This window comes from Tardibacter chloracetimidivorans, from assembly GCF_001890385.1.
Classification (GTDB): Bacteria; Pseudomonadota; Alphaproteobacteria; order Sphingomonadales; family Sphingomonadaceae; genus Tardibacter; species Tardibacter chloracetimidivorans.
In genome coordinates this window covers 20,975-38,509 of sequence record NZ_CP018225.1, presented here as the reverse complement: position 1 = coordinate 38,509, position 17,535 = coordinate 20,975, and the positions used below count along the sequence as shown (strand labels likewise).

Here is a 17,535-nt window from a genome sequence, read left to right as displayed (position 1 = left end):
GCCTCTGCCTCGCGGCTCGCCGGGACGCGCGCCCTCCCGCAGCCAGCCCACTCGATATTCGGAGATGTTGAATGATCACACAAGATAAACGCCTCCTCGGCGGGGTGGCTGGTGCCGTTCTGCTCGCCGCAGTCGGTGGCTTCTCAGTCGCGCGCTGCACCGCGGATCCTGCTGCGGAAGCGCCAAGTGCTGGAAAGGCCGAAGAGACGACGGAAACCCCCACCGATAGCCTCGCGATGACTGCAGAGGCGATCCGCAAAGCTGCCATCGGTGTAGAAGCGGTGCAGCCGGGCGGCCTTGGCTCCGAAATCCTTGCGCAGGGCACAGTTGCCGCGACGCCGGCCGGTGAAGCGATCGTGACTGCCCGTGCCGGCGGCGCGGTCACGCAAGTGCTCAAACGGCTGGGCGATCCTGTACGCGCGGGAGAGACGCTGGCCATAGTGCAGAGTCGAGATGCCGCCCAGATCGCCGCGGACCGGACGGCGGCCGACGCGCGCTCGGTTCTGGCCCAGCGCACGCTCGCGCGGGAGCGCCATCTCTATGAGCAGAAGGTAACCGCCCGCGCCGACTATGAGCAGGCGCAGGCAGAGGCCGCGGCCGCTGCGGCCGAAGCCCGAAGAGCTCAGGTTGCGGCCGGTGCTGCGAACGTCACGCGCGATGGCAGCGGCGCGATAGTGGCCAGCCCGATCTCCGGGCGGGTGACGGCGGAAAGCGTCAGCCTTGGCGCTTTCGTGCAACCGGAGACCGAGTTGTTTCGCATCGCCGACCCCTCGAAAGTGCAAATCGAAGCTGCCGTCGGGCCAATTGACGCCCAGCGGCTTGCTCCCGGCGACCGGGCCATCATCGAGCTACCCGACGGCCGAACGATAGACGCTCGTGTGCGTGCCGTTACGCCTGGTCTTGGCGGTGAGACGCGTTCCGCCACGGCTGTGCTTGATGTTACGGGAAGTCTGCAGCCTGGGCTTGCCGTGCGCGTTCGCCTCCTGCCGAGCCGCGGTGAAGTGTCGGATGCGATCGTCATCTCGGAGGACGCGCTGCAATCCCTTGAAGGACGAGATGTTGTCTTCGTGCGGACCAATCAGGGCTTCCGCGCGCAAAAGGTGACGATCGGACGACGCAGTGCCGGCCGCGTCGAGGTCCTCTCAGGCCTGAAGCCAGGCCAGATGATCGCAACTCAAAATGCATTCCTGCTCAAGGCCGAGCTCGGCAAGGGCGCGGGCGAGGAGGAATAAACCGTGATTGCAAGTCTCATTGCGCTCGCCGTCCGCGCACGCTGGGCGGTCCTGTTCATCTTCCTCGCGGTCGCCGGCCTCGGCATTTGGCAGCTGACCAAGCTGCCGATTGACGCGGTGCCGGACATCACCAGCAACCAGGTGCAGATCAACACCGTCGATCCTCGTCTGTCGCCGGTCGAAATCGAGAAGCTCGTCACCTACCCGGTCGAAATTTCCCTCGCCGGCATTCCGGGGCTTGAAACGACGCGGTCCCTCTCGCGCAATGGGTTCAGCCAGGTTACCGCCATATTCTCGGAATCCACCGATCTTTATTTTGCGCGCCAGCAGGTTGGCGAACGGCTGAGGCAGGCGACCGAGAACCTGCCTGACGGCGTCCAACCGCAGATCGGGCCGGTGACAACCGGTCTCGGCGAGATCGTCATGTATACTGTCGGCTATACCAATCCGGACGGCAAGGGCGCGAAGAAGATTGCCGGACAGCCCGGCTGGCAACCCGACGGAAGTTATCTCACTTCTGAGGGGGACCGGTTGACCGACGAGGTTCAGAAGGCCGGCTATCTGCGAACCGTGCAGGACTGGATCATCAGCCCGCAATTGAAGGCGGTGCCGGGCGTGGCGGGTGTCGACTCGATCGGTGGCTACGCGAAAAACTTCGTCGTCGAACCCGATCCGACCAAGCTGACCAATTTCGGAATTTCCTACAGCGAGCTCGGCGAGGCGCTGGAAAAAGCCAACCTCGCTGTTGGCGCCAATTTTTATAACCGTGGCGGCGAAGCCTACCTCGTCCGCGTCGATGCCCGCGCGCGTTCCGTCGACGAGATTCGGAACGCCGTTGCGGCAACGCGCGGCGGCGTTGCGATCACTGTCGGCCAGATCGCCAACGTCAGGATTGGCGGTGATCTGCGCACGGGCGCGGGCAGCATGAACGGCGAGGAGGCGGTGATTGGTACCGTCCTCATGCTCATCAACGAGAACAGCCGTATCGTGGCCCAGGATGTTTCCGCCAAGCTCGATCAGGTTTCGAAAACGCTGCCGCCGGGCATTGAAGTCAAGATCGTTCTCGACCGGGCCAAGCTGGTCAATGCGACGGTGGGGACGGTTGAACGCAACCTCACTGAGGGTGCGCTGCTGGTCGCGGCGTCGCTGTTTCTGCTGCTCGGCAACTGGCGCGCGGCCATCATCGCCACCCTCGTCATCCCCTTTTCATTCCTCATGATGGCGATGGGGATGAACGCGTTTCGCGTGCCGGGCAATCTGATGAGCCTTGGCGCATTGGACTTTGGTCTGATCGTCGATGGCGCCGTGATCATCATCGAGAACTGCCTGGCGCGACTGGCGCATCGTCAGGAACACGAAGGACGGCTGCTGACGCTTCGGGAGCGGCTCGAAGAAACGATGCGTGCTTCGCAGGAGATGATCAAACCGACCGTGTTCGGCCAGGTGATCATCCTCCTCTCCTTCGCACCGCTTCTGATGTTCACGGGTGTCGAGGGCAAGACCTTCTCGCCCATGGCGATCACCATCATGCTGGCGCTTGTCTCCGCGTTCATCCTCTCGATCACGCTGGTGCCCGCACTGGTGGCGCTGCTCATTCGCGGACGTGTTGCCGAGAAGGAGGTGTGGCTGATCCGCAAGAGCAAGGATCGTTATCTGCCGCTGCTCGACAAGGCGCTCGCTCGGCCGTGGCCGTTCATTCTAGGCGGTCTCGCCTTCTTTTTGGCGGCAATACCGGCGTTTGGCCTTCTCGGCTCAGAGTTCATTCCCCAACTCGATGAAAAGAACCTGGCGCTCGCCTCGACGCGCGTGCCCTCGGTGAGCCTCGAACAATCCCTGGCGATGCAGCGCAAGGTCGAGGAAGCGGTCAAAAAGCTTCCGGAAGTGGAGCTCATGTTTTCCAAGACCGGTACCGCCGAGGTCGCCACCGACCCGATGCCGCCGAACGTTTCCGATGCCTTCGTGATCCTGAAGCCGCAGGACCAATGGCCGGCAGGCGTCGCGACCAAAGCCGATGTGATTGAGCGCGTCGAAAAGGCCGCTCGCGGCCAGCTTGGCCAGCTCTACGAGGTCAGCCAGCCCATCGAGCTGCGCTTCAACGAGCTGATCTCAGGCGTACGCGGCGACGTTGCGATCAAGCTCTACGGCGACGATCTCGACAAGATGTCGCAGACCGCCAACGAGATGGTGCGGGTGCTGCAAGCGATCCCCGGAGCGAGCAGCGTGAAGGCGGACCAGGTCGGCGGTGCGCCGGTGCTCGACGTGAAACTCGATCGCGCGATGATCGCGCGTTACGGGCTGACCGTACAGGAAGTCGCCGACACGGTCGCTGCGGCACTGGGCGGGCGAGAATCGGGACTGCTCTACGAAGGCGATCGGCGCTTCGACATCACGGTACGCGTGCCGGATGCAACCCGCGTCAACCTTGACGACATCCGCTCGCTGCCGGTCCTCTTGCCCGAAGAACCGGGCGCAATGCGCCGACAGGTCCCGCTCGCACAAGTGGCCCAGATACGGTTCACCGAAGGACTTAACGAGATAAGACGCGAGAACGGCAAGCGCCGCGTTGTTGTCCAGTTGAACCTGGAAGGGCGCGATGCAGGCTCGTTCGTCCAGGAAGCGCAGGCGAAGATCGCGCAGGTGAAGCTGCCGGCTGGCTACTATCTCGAATGGGGCGGACAGTTCGAGAATTTGCAAGCGGCCACCGCCCGATTGTCGATTGTGGTTCCGCTGGCTTTTGTCGCCATCTTCGTCCTGCTTTTCATGGCCCTTGGATCGGCAGGCCGCGCGACAGCGGTCTTCCTGACCGTACCGCTGGGACTCGCCGGGGGGATTTTCACCCTCATCTTAACCGGGATCAACTTCTCCGTCTCGGCAGCGGTTGGGCTTATCGTGCTGGCCGGTGTTTCGGTTCTGAACGGCCTCGTTGTGATGACGGCCATTCGTGAACGCCAGGAACATGGGCTACCTCTGATTGAGGCAATCCGGGAAGGCATGGCCGAGAAAATGCGCGCGGTCATCATGACCGGCTTCGTCCCGGCAATCGGCTTCATACCAATGGCGATCGCCACGGGGACCGGCGCTGAAGTCCAGAAGCCGCTGGCGACCACAGTGATTGGCGGCCTGATCGCGGCGACGATCCTGACCCTCCTCGTTTTGCCGGCGATCGCAAAGGTGGTGCTCGGTGCAACCGAAGGCAAGCGCCGCAAGCGCGAAGAACAAGTCGAGCCGAACGCACCCGAGCCGGCGTGAAGGAGAAGATCATGACTGAAGCAATCAAGCTGTTGCGAATCTACACTGACGAAGGCGCCTATCTGGGTGATCGCAGGGTATTTGAAGTTATTGCATCCCGGGCAAGGGATGCGGGCCTGGCTGGCGTCACGGTTCTGGAGGCGCGGTTGGGGTTCGGCCGCTCGGCGCACATGCACCGGCGCCATGTTTTCGAAAACGACCGGGCGCTCCTTATCGAGATCGTCGATGACGACGCCAAGTTGAGAAGCTTTGCCGTGGCACTCGACGATATTCCCGACATCGGACTGATGACACTGGAACCTGTGGAAATTCTTGGCGGGAAGGCCAAGCAGGGACTGCCGGGTACAAATCCATGACCCGCATCGGATCCCCACGTGAATCGCGCGATCCTTCAAGCATCGCGCACGGCAGGCGGCACTACCTTCGCGTGTCCGATGTGGCCACCAGCGCAACACGGGCGGCTTCCGGCTCTCGTGGGATGACGAGCTATGTTTACGGTAGCGAACTCGATATCATTGTCTGCGCCTCTGGCGCGGGTGTGGCGGGTACTAGTCGACGTCGATCGCTATCGCGACTGGCATCCGACTGTCGGGCTCGAGAGCGACCCCGCCGATCCGAAAAAACTCCTCTGTACCTACTGGCGACCGGGCTGGACCGACCCTGTTATTTCGGCCGACGGAAGGATCGTTTGCCTCGAACGGCCCTGCCACTTCGCCTGGCGCGTGGGCATCAAAGGGCTGCTCCAGATCGAGGAAGGGTTTCATTTGAAGAAGTCGCCCGAAGGCACCCGGCTTACGCATCGACTATGCTGTTCGGGCATCGGCTCGTGGCCAGGGATTGTCACAAGTCCATTCTTGCGACGTCAGCTCGTCAGGACTGGCGACTCGCTCGAGCGCCATCTTCGACGGGGTACGGTGATATCGCGCTACGCGCAGCGAAATGCCCGTCCTCGATGAGCTTTCCGCCGTCCGTCCATGCGGAGGATTCGTTCAGCGAAGGCCGACCCCGCCATCTTTGGTTCCGCCAGCGTCGGCGTCTTGAGGTGCGGGCGTTCGTCGCGCCCGCACCTCACCATCGGCGAAGACCAGCCTCCGTAGCTGCGCGCTCACTCATGCGCGGGTTGATGGGAAGAGGACAGCAGCAATGAAAGACCAAGTGCGCCTCGATATTCCGCTTCTGCTGCCGGAAATCAAAGATGAGGCTGACCGCTGCATAGGCAGGCTGACAATTGAATTGCAAGGCCGCACGGGCGTCCAGGAAGCGCACGTCGTGGCGAGCCACGACGATACGCCGGCACAACTCTGCATTCACTATGATCCGACCATCCTGTCGCTCGAGCGGGTACGGGAAATCGCCAATGGCGCTGGCGCTGCGCTCACCGAAAAATATCAGCATATCCAATGGTCGGTTGATGGACTGACCCACGCCCGCAAGGCCCGCACGGTCGCCGATCGGCTTCGCAAAATGCCGGGGATCGTCGAAGCCGAGGCGAGCGCAGTTGGCGCCATCAGTGTCGAATTCAGCCGATCCGAACTGACGGAGGCGGAAATTCGCAAGGCGCTGGCCCAGATGAGTGTCCGCCCACGGCCGGAAATCGGTGCAGCTTCGGCGACGGCCGCGACGAAAGCTCACGATCATGCCGAGCACGACCACGCCGAAGGGGAACATGAGCATACCCATGGTGGAATCTTCGGTGCCAATACCGAGTTGATCTTCGCGCTGATTTGCGGCGGAGCGCTCGCGACCGGATTTGCGATCGAGAAGCTGACGACGGCTCCTGCGTGGATTCCGCTCGCCTGCTTTCTAGCCGCCTATGTCTTCGGCGGCTGGTTCACTCTCCGCGAAGCGATCGAGAATCTACGGCTAAAGCGTTTCGAAATCGACACGCTGATGCTCGTGGCGGCAGCGGGCGCGGGTGCCTTGGGCGCCTGGGCCGAAGGCGCTCTTCTTCTGTTCCTGTTCAGCCTCGGGCATGCGCTCGAACATTACGCCATGGGCCGGGCCAAACGCGCGATCGAGGCCTTGGCTGAATTGGCGCCGCGCACTGCCATGGTTCGGCGAGGCGACGGCGGTCTGAGCGAAGTTCCCGTCGAGGAACTCGTCATTGGCGACACCGTAGTCGTAAAGCCCAATGAACGGCTGGCAGCAGACGGGTTCGTCGTGGTCGGGCGATCGAGCGTCAACCAAGCCCCCGTGACAGGCGAAAGCGTCCCCGTCGATAAGGAGCCGGTGCCGGACCGAGCCCAGGCGGCAGCCCAGCCTGACAAGGTTTCCGCTCAGCATCGCGTATTCGCCGGCACCATCAACGGTCCGGGAGCGATCGAAATCGCCGTCACTCGCCTTGCCGCCGATACGACGCTGGCCAAGGTGGTCAAAATGGTGAGCGAAGCGGAGACGCAAAAATCGCCAACCCAGCGATTCACCGACCGTTTTGAGCGGGTGTTCGTGCCCTCCGTCCTAGCTCTAGTGGTCGGGTTGCTGTTCGCCTGGGTCGTCATCGACGAACCGTTCCGCGACAGCTTTTATAGGGCGATGGCCGTGCTCGTAGCGGCTAGCCCCTGCGCGCTCGCCATCGCCACGCCGAGCGCCGTTTTGTCGGGCGTGGCGCGCGCGGCGCGCGGGGGCGTACTGATCAAGGGCGGCGGGCCGCTTGAGGCACTCGGGTCTCTGAATGCCTTGGCGTTCGACAAGACCGGGACGCTCACCGCGGGTCGGCCGCGCATCACCGACATCGTGCCGGCGACGGGTGTCGATGACGACGAACTCATGGCGATTGCCGTAGCCGTCGAGCGGCTCAGCGATCATCCGCTCGCTGAAGCCATTGCGCGGGATGGTGAGCAATTTCTCGACGAGCAACCGATCCCCGCAGCAACGGATATGGCCAGTCTGACGGGCCGCGGCGTAAAGGCCCGGGTCAACGGCGAGACGGTGCTCATCGGCAAGGCCGAAATGTTCGGTCGGGATGGCTTCGCGCCTCTCTCGGATGAGACGGCGCAAACAATCGAGCGCCTGCGCGAACAGGGTCGTACGACAATGGTCGTGCGCCTCGGTGATCGCGACCTGGGCGCCATAGGGCTCATGGATACGCCGCGCGCTGCCGCAAAGGACGCAATCGCTCGCCTCAGGGCGCTGGGCATCCAGCGCATGATCATGATGTCGGGCGACAATCAGCGTGTAGCCACTGCGGTCGCTGCGGAAGTCGGCATCGAGGAAGCCTGGGGCGACTTGATGCCCGAGGACAAGGTCGAGGCAATCAAAAAGCTCCGCGCCCAAACGCCGGTCGCGATGGTCGGGGATGGCGTCAATGATGCACCTGCCATCGCGAATGCGACGGTGGGCATCGCCATGGGGGCCGCTGGTTCGGACGTCGCGCTCGAGACCGCCGATGTCGCGCTGATGGCCGACGATCTCGCGCATCTGCCGTTCGCGGTCGGCCTCAGCCGCAGCACCCGCTGGATCATCCGGCAAAATCTGGTCGTCAGCCTGGGCGTCGTCGCCTTGCTCGTGCCGGCGACGATCATGGGCCTCGGGATAGGACCGGCGGTCATGGCCCATGAAGGCTCGACGCTGCTTGTCGTTTTTAATGCGCTTCGGTTGCTGGCCTATCGCGACAACGGGGGTTCTCAGTGAGCAACGGATTCTCGAAATGGTTTATTGCGGCGCTGCCACTGGTCGCTAGCAGCGCCGCCCACGGCGAAACCCTGCGGCAAGCACTGATCCATGCCTATCGCACCAACCCCAGCTTGACGGCGGCAAGAGCTGGGCTGCGTGCCACCGACGAAGGCGTGCCCATCGCCAAGGCGGCCGGGCGTCCGACACTGAGCGCCACCGCAGATTATCAGGAATTCGTTGTGCGATCCGCCAACAGCTTCTCCGCCCCTTTGCGGTCTGCAAATGCCAACGCGAATTTGACATTTCCTCTCTACCAAGGCGGCCGCGTGAAGAACTCGATCCGCGCCGCCGACGCGCGCGTGGAGGCCGGGCGGGCGAACTTGCGTTTCACCGAAGCCGATGTCTTCACGGCCATTGTCTCGGTCTACATGGACGTCATGCGCGACGATGCGGTCGTCGAACTCAACCGCCGCAATGTCGCTGTCCTCGAGACGAACCTCCAGGCTTCACAAGACCGCTTCGAAGTGGGGGATCTGACCCGCACCGATGTTGCCCAATCCGAAGCGCGTCTCGCAGTGGCGCGAGGCCAGCTGGAGACGGCACTGGCACAGCTGGATACCAGCCTTGAGAATTATCTCCGCTTCGTCGGCCTGCCCGCGCGCGACCTCGAGCAGCCGCCGGCCTTGCCGGGGTTGCCCGGAACGCCTGCCCAGGCCGTCGCGATCGCGGTCGAGAACAATCCCCAGCTTCTCGCCGCAAAGGCAGACGCAAGGGCCGCGCGCTACGATGTCCGCGTGGCGGGCGCATCGCGCCTGCCCAGGCTCTCGGCGGTTGGAAGCGGCGGCTACAACAATTATCTGGGCTCGCTCACCAGCACACTGCCTGGGCGCGTCTTTCAACAGGCGCAAACGACGGCAACCATCGGGCTTTCGGCAACCATCCCCCTTTATCAAGGGGGCCTGCCCGCGGCCCAAGTGCGGCGCGCTACCGCCCTTGAAAGCCAGGCGCTCGAGCAGACCATATTCATCGAGCGCCGTGTCGTCGCGGAAGCCCGTGCCGCCTATTCGCGCTATCAGGCGACGCAGGCCGTGATCCAGTCATCCAGGGCCGCGATCGCGGCGAATGAGCTCGCACTGGAGGGCGTCCGTGCCGAGAACACAGTCGGTACCCGCAATGTTCTCGACGTGCTCAATGCGGAGCAGGAGCTTCTCAATAGCCGCGTGCAACTCGTGACCGCCGAGCGCGATGCCTATGTCGCAGGTTTCACCCTGCTCGCGGCAATGGGTCGGGCGGAAGCGCGCGATCTCAATCTTTTCGGAGGGACGCTGTTCGAACCGGGCTTCAGCCGCAAGACGACGCCTGGCCCGCCAGCGCTCGACATTGATCCCGACAGCGGCATCGAATTTGTTCCGGCGGCGCCCGGTCATTCTGTCGATGACGGTGTGCCGCCCACGGCCGTGCGTCCAGCACCACTGGAACTGCGCGCTCCCGATAGCGCGGACAGACCATGAAGACCTTTGCCTCATGCACGTTAGCTCGGCCTCAAGAGCGATTGAGGGAATGCACAGGTTCCGACCTCGGAACTGAGGGCCAGGGTCTAAGGCTTATTGATCGAACCTTTCGCCGCACGAACGGACCAATGCTGCGCCGCGATGCCATGCTCGACTCCTCCGGCATGCCCTTGCAGACGCCGAGCTGCCGACAGAGCGGTGATCCAATGACGGAGCAAAGCGCCGATCCGCAAAAGGAGACCGTCCATGTCCGACAAGCTGGATAATCCGGTGACCGGCAAGCCCAATATTGCGGCACCGCCGGCGCATGATCACGGCAAAGATGCGAACAGCCGGATGCTGGTGTTCGCCCTCATTCTCACCAGCACTTTCCTCGTCGTGGAAGTAATCGGTTCATTTGTCTTCAACAGCCTCGCCCTTCTTTCGGACGCCGGCCACATGCTGACCGACGTCGCAGCGCTGGCCATCGCTCTCATGGCGATCCGGATCGGAGCGCGTCCGGCCGATGATCAACGGACCTTCGGCTACAGACGCTTCGAGATCTTGGCGGCCGCATTCAACGCGCTCATGCTCTTTGCCGTCGCGATTTATGTTTTGGTGGAAGCAATCAACCGCTTCCGCGATCCCGAACCCGTGCAGTCGGGGGGCATGCTCGCCGTCGCGATAGCCGGTCTGATCATCAATCTGGTGTCGATGCGCTTGTTGCAGTCCGGCAAGGAGCGGAGCCTCAATCTCAAAGGCGCATATCTCGAAGTCTGGGCTGACATGCTCGGCTCGATCGGGGTCATCGCCGGGGCGATAGCCATTCGCTTCACCGGTATGACCTGGATCGATCCGGTCGTCGCGGTCGGCATCGGCCTTTGGGTGCTCCCGCGGACCTGGATTTTGCTGCGCGATACGGCGAACGTCCTGCTGGAGGGCGTGCCGCGTGGCATGTCCCTGGATGAGGTGCGCAGGGCGATCGGCGCGGTCCCGGGCGTGCAAAGTGCCCATGATCTTCACGTCTGGTCGATCACAAGCGGCAATGTCAGCTGCTCTGTTCACGTCGTGGTCGATGACATCGCGCAAGCGGAGGCGACACGGAACCGCGTGGCACAGATGCTCGCGCAGGCCTTTCAAATCGAGCACGCGACCATCCAGACCGAAAGTAAAGAGTGCGCGGAGGTGCGTTCCACGCACACCTGACCGCCAATGTATTTCGCCCAAGTTGAAGGCTCAGATCTTCAGACAACCGAGAGGAGACAATCATGAGTTCAGCCGCAGATGCAGGACAAGGCATGCTCTGCCCCGTTTGCAAGGTCACGCTGTCGATCTCCGAGCGGCAGGGCGTCGAAATCGACTTCTGCCCGCAATGCCGCGGGGTGTGGCTCGATCGCGGGGAGCTCGACAAGATCATCGAGCGCTCCGAAACCGCCATGCCGCAGCCGCCCCGGGACGAAAGTCGGGAGGGCTCCCAGCCATGGGGGCACCAAGACGACCGCCACCGTTCGGGCCACCATGGTTATAAGCGCCGGCGCGGCTTTCTTTCGGACCTGTTCGACTGATCAGAAGCTGACCCGCCGCACGAGCGGCGGCCCGGGAGAGAAGCATGTTCGCAGAAGAAAATGAAACAATCCTGCATGCCTCGCCGCCCAAGGTTTGGGCGGCACTCACCCGCTTTGACGACTATCCGCGGTGGAGCCCGTTTGTTCGGATTTCCGGGCAGCTCGAGCAAGGCGCGCTTGTCGAATATTCCTTCAGGATGAGATCGAACAAACCGCGGTTTTGGACCGTCGACGCCCGCATCACAGCGCTCGAGCCGCAAAGATGCATGACCTTCCGCTTCGGATTTGGCGGACTGATGACGTTCGAGGAGAGCTATTGCGTTGTACCCGTCCCCGTTGGGTCGCGGCTGGTTCACAGCTTTCGCTGCACCGGCCTTCTCTCCGCGCTGAAGCACAGGAATATGCGGAAAAATTTCGCCAAGATGCTCGAGATCACCGACCGGCTGTTTCAGCGGCACCTCACGCCTGCTCGGCCTCCGTCGCCCAAGAAACGTCCGAGGAAGGGATTTCGGCCGAATGCCTGACGGGTCCGCGAGTTTGGTCCCCCGCAAGCGATTTTCGGGAGAAAGGCACCCGCCAGACGGTGCCATCTTCCCTTGCGGCGCGGACCACGCCGTGGGCGCGCGCCCCCGCGCCCACGGCGACACCCTACGAGGTGAAATTCAGACGTTGGTCGATCCTGCTCGAAGCGAGATATATGGAAGGATGGACTATGATTTTTTCCTTGAAGGATGAAGGTTTGCTCCACCGCATCCCTCCGTCGCGCCGCCTGTTCCCTCTTCTCTTGGCAGTTCCCTTTGTTGGCTTTCTCGCCGGATGTTCTGAACCGGATCAGACCAACGCACGCAACGCTGCTACGAACACAACAGCCTCTATCCAAATGCCGCCCGCCATCGTGGCCAGTCATACCTACAGATGCGTGGGTGGGGATGTCCTCTATATCGACTTTCTGGCGGACGAAACGTCCATCAATGTCAAGCGCGGGCCTACTGGCCCGTCACTCCGCTTGACGGCGCCAGCCCAAGGGCTCGCCTATGTAGGCGACGGTATGAATCTCACGCTCAATGGCAAGGACATCAAACTTGATGAGCCAAAAAAGCCCTCCCGCACATGCAAACGCGCCTGACGCCAACGCTCTAATCCGCAGCCGACGGCAAAGCCGGATGAAGATGCACCGAAATTGAAGGGGGAGTTGCAATGAACAGAGGCATTTATGCTCTGCCAGTCATCACCATCCTGGGTCTTCTAGCCGGTTGTGTCTCCGGTCCACCACTCCAGACCACAATCATTGTCAGCCCCAGTAAGCCACTCGAAATCTATGGCGTCCGTACCTATCGGACAAACAAGGGCGTCCTCGTGATGGGAAGAGTCCGGCGGCCGATGCTTTTTCGAGGACCCGTTTGGGGTCATCTCCATGTTGAAGGCCTGTTCGACGACAGGCGCGCACCGATCGTTGCGGACACCAGATGGGGAACATTGTCACCGCGGGGGAGCCGATCCGCATCGTTCAGCGCTGAACTGCCGACGACCGACCCGCTTGAGATCAAGAGTGTCAGGATCGAGTATCGAGCTGAGAGGGATCGAGCCAGGCCACCGCATCTCGACTAAAAACAAGGACCGGGATGAAAAGCCGGCGTTTCAATCCACCGTCAGAACCGTCGGCACGGTATCCAGCTTACTTTTCCGGCTTCGCCTGTCCGCACTGGCGGATCGTAGACGCGCGTTCCTTGGCGTCCGCTATGCGTCTGTTAATCTATGAATGACATAGGATAAACCCGCGCACAACAGGAACACTATCCACGACCAAAACAACCTGACATCAACGACTTTGATTTCGATGGGATTGACAACATCACGTATCAATCCTTGAGTGTCTTGGATCAAGTAAGCAAAGATAAGCGACGCGATGGCGCCGATAATCATTGATTTTAGCATTATGCTCTCCATTTGAACAATTCAGCCCGAGCTATTCCAAACGGCAACGAAGCGTGGAATTGGCATCACGAAACGAAGCAAACCGACCTTGCAGGGTTAACCGGACGCTCTCGCCTTCAAAACCATTACCTTGCCCAGATGCGCGCAGATGAATCGGATCAGAATAGGGCGGGCGGTGGAGGCGTATCTCACCATTGCGAAGCAATTGTATGATCATCACGCTTTCGTCGTCGCACGTAAATGTTCGACTCGTGACAATTTTGTCGTCAGATGGACTAGATTCCGCAGCTTGATTTGCCATCGATTGGGCGCTGCGCTCGGAGTCGTTGGGCGTTCTTGAGCAGCTTGCCAGAAGCAAATAGAATAACTGCAGTCCAAATTTGACACCCCCTGTGTCGGGGGGGAATCTTCGTAATGATGCCCTTTGTGGACTAGCACCTGTATTTTCGTCGTTCCGATCTTCCTCTTCGACGGCCGAACGTATCCGGATCCATGGCTTTCTCACAAGCAAAGCCCCTCCCAAAACTGGAGCGCCAGCGACACATACGCGGCGATGCCGACTGCGATGGCTATCCCGAGCGTTTGGAGCTGACGCGCCGTCGCGGGTGTTTGTCCGCGGGCGATGGAAGCCGCGAACACGGCAAGGTGGACCAGCAGGTAGACGGCGAGCACCACGCACAGCGCGGCCATGATCTCATCTCCGGCCGTCGCGGTACAGAAGCGGCGTTGGCGGTGCGCTGCCGGCACTAGCAGGTAGAGTGAAGGCGGCAGCGGAAGCAGCGACAGCGCGTATAGGAACCACGTGCGCCGTCCAAAGCGCCGTCGCCGGACCCGGCGCCTTCGCGAAACTCGCAAGAGTCGGCGGTCCTCGTCGCAGAACGCCGGAGCCCTGCGGTTCGCCCGCCATGCGATGTGAAAAGCGACCACAGCTCAAGCCTCCACGAGAAAGGGCTGTAAGGAAAAGTACAGCATCCCGATGACGCAAAGCCCCATAATCAGCGTTGCCGCCCAGCCGAGGAGCGCGAGCCCTCCTCCAATCGCCCACCGACCCATGACGTCCTCCCTCCGTGCGACCAGCATCATTGCGATCATGACGGGCACCGCGACGACGCCATTCAGCACCGCGCTCCAGTAGAGCGCCTCGATTGGCTTTATCGAGGCGAGATTGAGCAACATCCCAACCGCAGTCGCGACAGCGATGGTGCCGTAAAAGGCACGAGCTTCGAGCGGCCGGCGACCGAGTCCCACCGGCCAGTGCAGCGCCTCACCCACGGCATAAGCTGCCGAACCCGCAAGAACGGGCACCGCGAGCAAGCCGGTCCCGATGATGCCGGCTCCGAACAAAGCGAATGCGTAAGACCCCGCGACGGTCGCAACGCCTCGGCGGCTTGCGCCGATGACTCAATCGCGACGGGCCCGCTTCGCGCCGCCACCGCAGCCATCGAGATTAAAATCGCCAAGGCAATGAGATTCGAGAAGCCCATCCCGATCATGGTGTCGAGCTCGATCCGTTCGATCGCTTGCTGGCCCCCGTCGCCGTTTCGGACGAGCGGCTCCTGCCGCGGTCGCTCGTGAAGGTCCTCGGCCTCCTGGCTCGCCTGCCAGAAGAACAGGTAGGGACTGATCGTCGTTCCGAAAATTGCGACGAGCGTGGTTAGATAACTGGATTGCCAGATGATATGCGGCCGCACAATGCTCGCAAAGACAGTCCGCCAAGCGACGTCAGCAAGCACAACCGCAATCAAATAGGCGAGCAGCGTGGCAGCGAGCCACTTGAGCACGGAGACATACCTCTTATATTTGAGAAATACCTCCATCGTGATCGACGCGACGCCAAAGAGCAGGACAAGGGCGAACTGATTGCCCCCGATCAGCAACCGCGTCGCGTCGGCCATCGCGCCCAGATCTGCGCCGATGTTGATCACGTTGGCGACGAGAAGCAGGGTGACGGTGACCTGCAAAATCGGACCGGGGTAATATCGACGAAGATTGCCGGCCAGGCCGTGGCCGGTGGTCCGCCCGATCCGCGCGCTGATAATCTGCACCGCCGACATAAGCGGATAGGTGAAAAGCAGCGACCACGCGAGACCGAGCCCGAACTGCGCCCCGGCCTGGCTGTAGGTCGCAATGCCGCTCGGATCATCGTCGGACGCGCCCGTAACCAGTCCCGGACCAAGAATTTCGCGCAGGCGTGGCTTCGAAGGTTCGCCCGCGGCTTCTTGCTCGGCTTCGCGAGGCGAACCATTGTCGTTGCTCGGGGTGAACTTCGTCGCGGGGCTTAGATTGCCGGACAGGGCTCGAGGATCGTTGCTCTCGGTCATGCGCGCACCCGCGCCAGAAGGTGCACGGCTCGAGCCCCGGAGGCGCCGGGACGGTGACCAACGGATTTTTTGGCGACCGTCGGAACAGGCGCGGCCCGCAGACGAGCAACTTGGGGCCTGTTCGGTGCATTCGGAGCGATGCTAGTGCCGGCCCGCCTATTCGGTCCGCGGCGGTGCGACGGGACCCGTGCAAGATCCGTCACCGGAAACATCGCTCCGAAGCGGAGGGCGAGCACTGGGCGCCCGTCCACCCGATTTTCCGCCGTGGGCGGGGAGGCAGGGATCGACATGAGCCTCCCGCCCACGGCGTGGTTCCGGAGCCATGACGCGGCGTCCCTCTTTTCAGGGGGCAAGGGGACGCTCCTCCGGCAAAGGCTGGGGAACCAAGCTAGCATTGGAAAAGAACTCGCTTGGCCAAGGCGTGGCGCGAGCGGACAGGATGACCCAAAGCGCCTGAATACGCGATCTCGACCCACGCCAACGGGCGCTAATTCGCCTGCCGCTGTCCTCGATTGATTTCTGGATGCCCAGCCTTTGCGAGCATCGAGCGCCTGAACCGACACCTCAGCCTCCCGACAAGCACGATCCTTGACTGCACGAAGCAGTCCCTCGGTCGGCTTAGGCTTGTGGTGGCCGCTCTGGTCCCGCGGCGAGCAGGTCGCTTACGAGCCGTTCAGACGTTGCAACGGGATTCAGTGGTGCCGTCTGAATTACAGGTTCGATGCTATTCGCGACCGTATGCGCGACTTGCGAATGTCCACAATGGGCATGTTGACAAAGCATTGCATGCCGCGATGGGCTCGAAGGCTTGTTTTGCGGCTGTTCGCCAACATCCTTTAACCGCACCACGTTCTGCTGGACCTGGGTGACGGGTGTTGCCAATTGACCGGCGGCCCCCGCCTGGAGGCAACCCGCTTCAGACAGCGAAGGCAACAGCAGGGCAGACAGGATCGTCAGGGCAATCACAACCCTCGCGTGCCATCCACCAAGGCGCTGCCTGACTTGCATCCGCTCCTTCCGCACCTTCAGTGCTGCGACGACGTTACCGTAAGCGTAACGTATTGTGAACGAGAAAACCTACCGCCTTTTTGCCGCAAGTCTACGGCCGCTTGTTCGCGGTTGTAAGCGCACGCCCGACACCATCCGGTCGAGCCGTCGAAACGGCACAGGTCTATGCACGGCGACTTCACAGCAACCTCGTCAGTGGCATTCGATTGTCAGGTGCTTCAACTCATGGACGGGCACGAGCCGGTCGCGGATCACGCCTGCATTGATCCCGGCACTGCCGACCACTCCGACGATGGCGGCATGGGCCTCGGGACCGACACGCCAGACATGAAGATCGGCAATGCGCACATCGCCTGGCCCTTCAACGAGATCCTGTATTTCCTCGGCAACATGGCTGTCGGTCGAGTCGAGGAGGACTGAGGCGGTATCTCGCATCAGGCTCCAGGACCAGCGGGCGATTACGACGGCTCCCACGATCCCCATGACGGGGTCCATCCACACCCAGCCAAGGTAGCGGCCTGCCAGAAGGGCCGCGATTGCCAATACCGATGTGAGAGCGTCGGCCAGGACATGCACATAAGCCGAGCGGAGGTTGTTGTCGCCGCCATGGGCATGATGGTCGTGGGCACGATCGTCATGCCCATGATGGTGGTGGTGGCTGCCCGACAGCAGGAAGGCGCTGAGGATGTTCACGCCAAGCCCGATGACGGCAATCAGAGTCGCCTCGCCGAAGGCAACCTTTATGGGCTCGAACAGCCGAAGGATCGATTCAATCCCGATTCCCAGGGCGATCAGGCCAAGCACCAGCGCCGAGGCAAAGCCCGCCAGATCGCCGACCTTGCCCGTTCCGAAGCTGAACCGCCGGTTCGACGCATGTTGCTTGGCATAGGCATAAGCCATCGCCGCGACACTCAACGCGCCAGCATGGGTCGCCATATGGAAACCATCGGCCAGCAGCGCCATCGATCCGGTGACGTACCCGGCGAATATTTCGCCGATCATCATCACAGCGGTCAGCACAACAACCCACAGCGTCCTGCGAGCGTTGTCGTCGTGAGAGGCCCCTAGATACACATGGTCGTGCACAAAGGCGTCAATATCGCGGGACGTCGTCATTATTTCA

Annotated in this window: 12 protein-coding genes and 1 pseudogene; 10 read left to right on the top strand and 3 right to left on the bottom strand. The window is 62.0% G+C overall.

Annotation, left to right across the window (positions count from 1 at the left end; all coding sequences use genetic code 11):
- The first annotated feature begins 71 nt into the window (after window positions 1–71).
- The 10 genes from BSL82_RS19030 to BSL82_RS18985 all read left to right on the top strand — a co-directional run bounded on the left by BSL82_RS19030 (window position 72) and on the right by BSL82_RS18985 (window position 12,274).
- Window positions 72–1,232 carry an efflux RND transporter periplasmic adaptor subunit gene (locus BSL82_RS19030; protein WP_066664331.1) on the top strand — a complete coding sequence of 387 codons (1,161 nt, stop codon included), beginning with the start codon at window positions 72–74 and terminating at the stop codon, window positions 1,230–1,232.
- Window positions 1,233–1,235: 3 nt separating this feature from the next.
- Window positions 1,236–4,481 carry an efflux RND transporter permease subunit gene (locus tag BSL82_RS19025; RefSeq protein ID WP_066664328.1) on the top strand — a complete coding sequence of 1,082 codons (3,246 nt, stop codon included), beginning with the start codon at window positions 1,236–1,238 and terminating at the stop codon, window positions 4,479–4,481.
- A gap of 11 nt (window positions 4,482–4,492) precedes the next feature.
- Window positions 4,493–4,837 (top strand): DUF190 domain-containing protein, encoded by a 345-nt coding sequence (locus BSL82_RS19020; protein WP_066664362.1) that lies wholly within the window; start codon window positions 4,493–4,495, stop codon window positions 4,835–4,837.
- 132 nt (window positions 4,838–4,969) lie between these two features.
- Complete coding sequence (locus BSL82_RS19015; RefSeq protein WP_072599026.1) at window positions 4,970–5,437, top strand: SRPBCC family protein; 468 nt, start codon at window positions 4,970–4,972, stop codon at window positions 5,435–5,437.
- A gap of 187 nt (window positions 5,438–5,624) precedes the next feature.
- Window positions 5,625–8,111: a heavy metal translocating P-type ATPase gene (locus BSL82_RS19010; protein WP_066664323.1), complete on the top strand. Its 2,487-nt coding sequence runs from the start codon at window positions 5,625–5,627 to the stop codon at window positions 8,109–8,111.
- On the top strand, window positions 8,108–9,604 hold the full coding sequence (locus BSL82_RS19005) for a TolC family outer membrane protein (RefSeq protein ID WP_066664320.1): 1,497 nt from the start codon (window positions 8,108–8,110) through the stop codon (window positions 9,602–9,604). The genes BSL82_RS19010 and BSL82_RS19005 overlap by 4 nt, the downstream gene beginning before the upstream one ends.
- A 246-nt stretch (window positions 9,605–9,850) precedes the next feature.
- Complete coding sequence (locus BSL82_RS19000; RefSeq protein WP_066664317.1) at window positions 9,851–10,789, top strand: cation diffusion facilitator family transporter; 939 nt, start codon at window positions 9,851–9,853, stop codon at window positions 10,787–10,789.
- A gap of 62 nt (window positions 10,790–10,851) precedes the next feature.
- Window positions 10,852–11,148, top strand: coding sequence for a TFIIB-type zinc ribbon-containing protein (locus BSL82_RS18995; protein WP_072599025.1), 297 nt, complete (start codon window positions 10,852–10,854; stop codon window positions 11,146–11,148).
- Between the two features lie 44 nt (window positions 11,149–11,192).
- Window positions 11,193–11,672, top strand: a complete 480-nt coding sequence (locus tag BSL82_RS18990; protein WP_066968770.1) for an SRPBCC domain-containing protein — start codon at window positions 11,193–11,195, stop codon at window positions 11,670–11,672.
- A gap of 188 nt (window positions 11,673–11,860) precedes the next feature.
- Window positions 11,861–12,274, top strand: a complete 414-nt coding sequence (locus BSL82_RS18985) for a hypothetical protein (protein ID WP_096616619.1) — start codon at window positions 11,861–11,863, stop codon at window positions 12,272–12,274.
- Window positions 12,275–13,584: 1,310 nt separating this feature from the next.
- Here BSL82_RS18985 and BSL82_RS18975 read toward each other — a convergent pair.
- The 3 genes and pseudogenes from BSL82_RS18975 to dmeF form a co-directional block, all read right to left on the bottom strand.
- Window positions 13,585–13,773 (bottom strand): hypothetical protein, encoded by a 189-nt coding sequence (locus tag BSL82_RS18975; RefSeq protein ID WP_066968773.1) that lies wholly within the window; start codon window positions 13,771–13,773, stop codon window positions 13,585–13,587.
- A gap of 240 nt (window positions 13,774–14,013) precedes the next feature.
- Window positions 14,014–15,404, bottom strand: a pseudogene (locus tag BSL82_RS18970) (NRAMP family divalent metal transporter).
- Window positions 15,405–16,604: 1,200 nt separating this feature from the next.
- Complete coding sequence (gene dmeF / locus BSL82_RS18960; protein WP_066968775.1) at window positions 16,605–17,528, bottom strand: CDF family Co(II)/Ni(II) efflux transporter DmeF; 924 nt, start codon at window positions 17,526–17,528, stop codon at window positions 16,605–16,607.
- Window positions 17,529–17,535 lie beyond the last annotated feature (7 nt).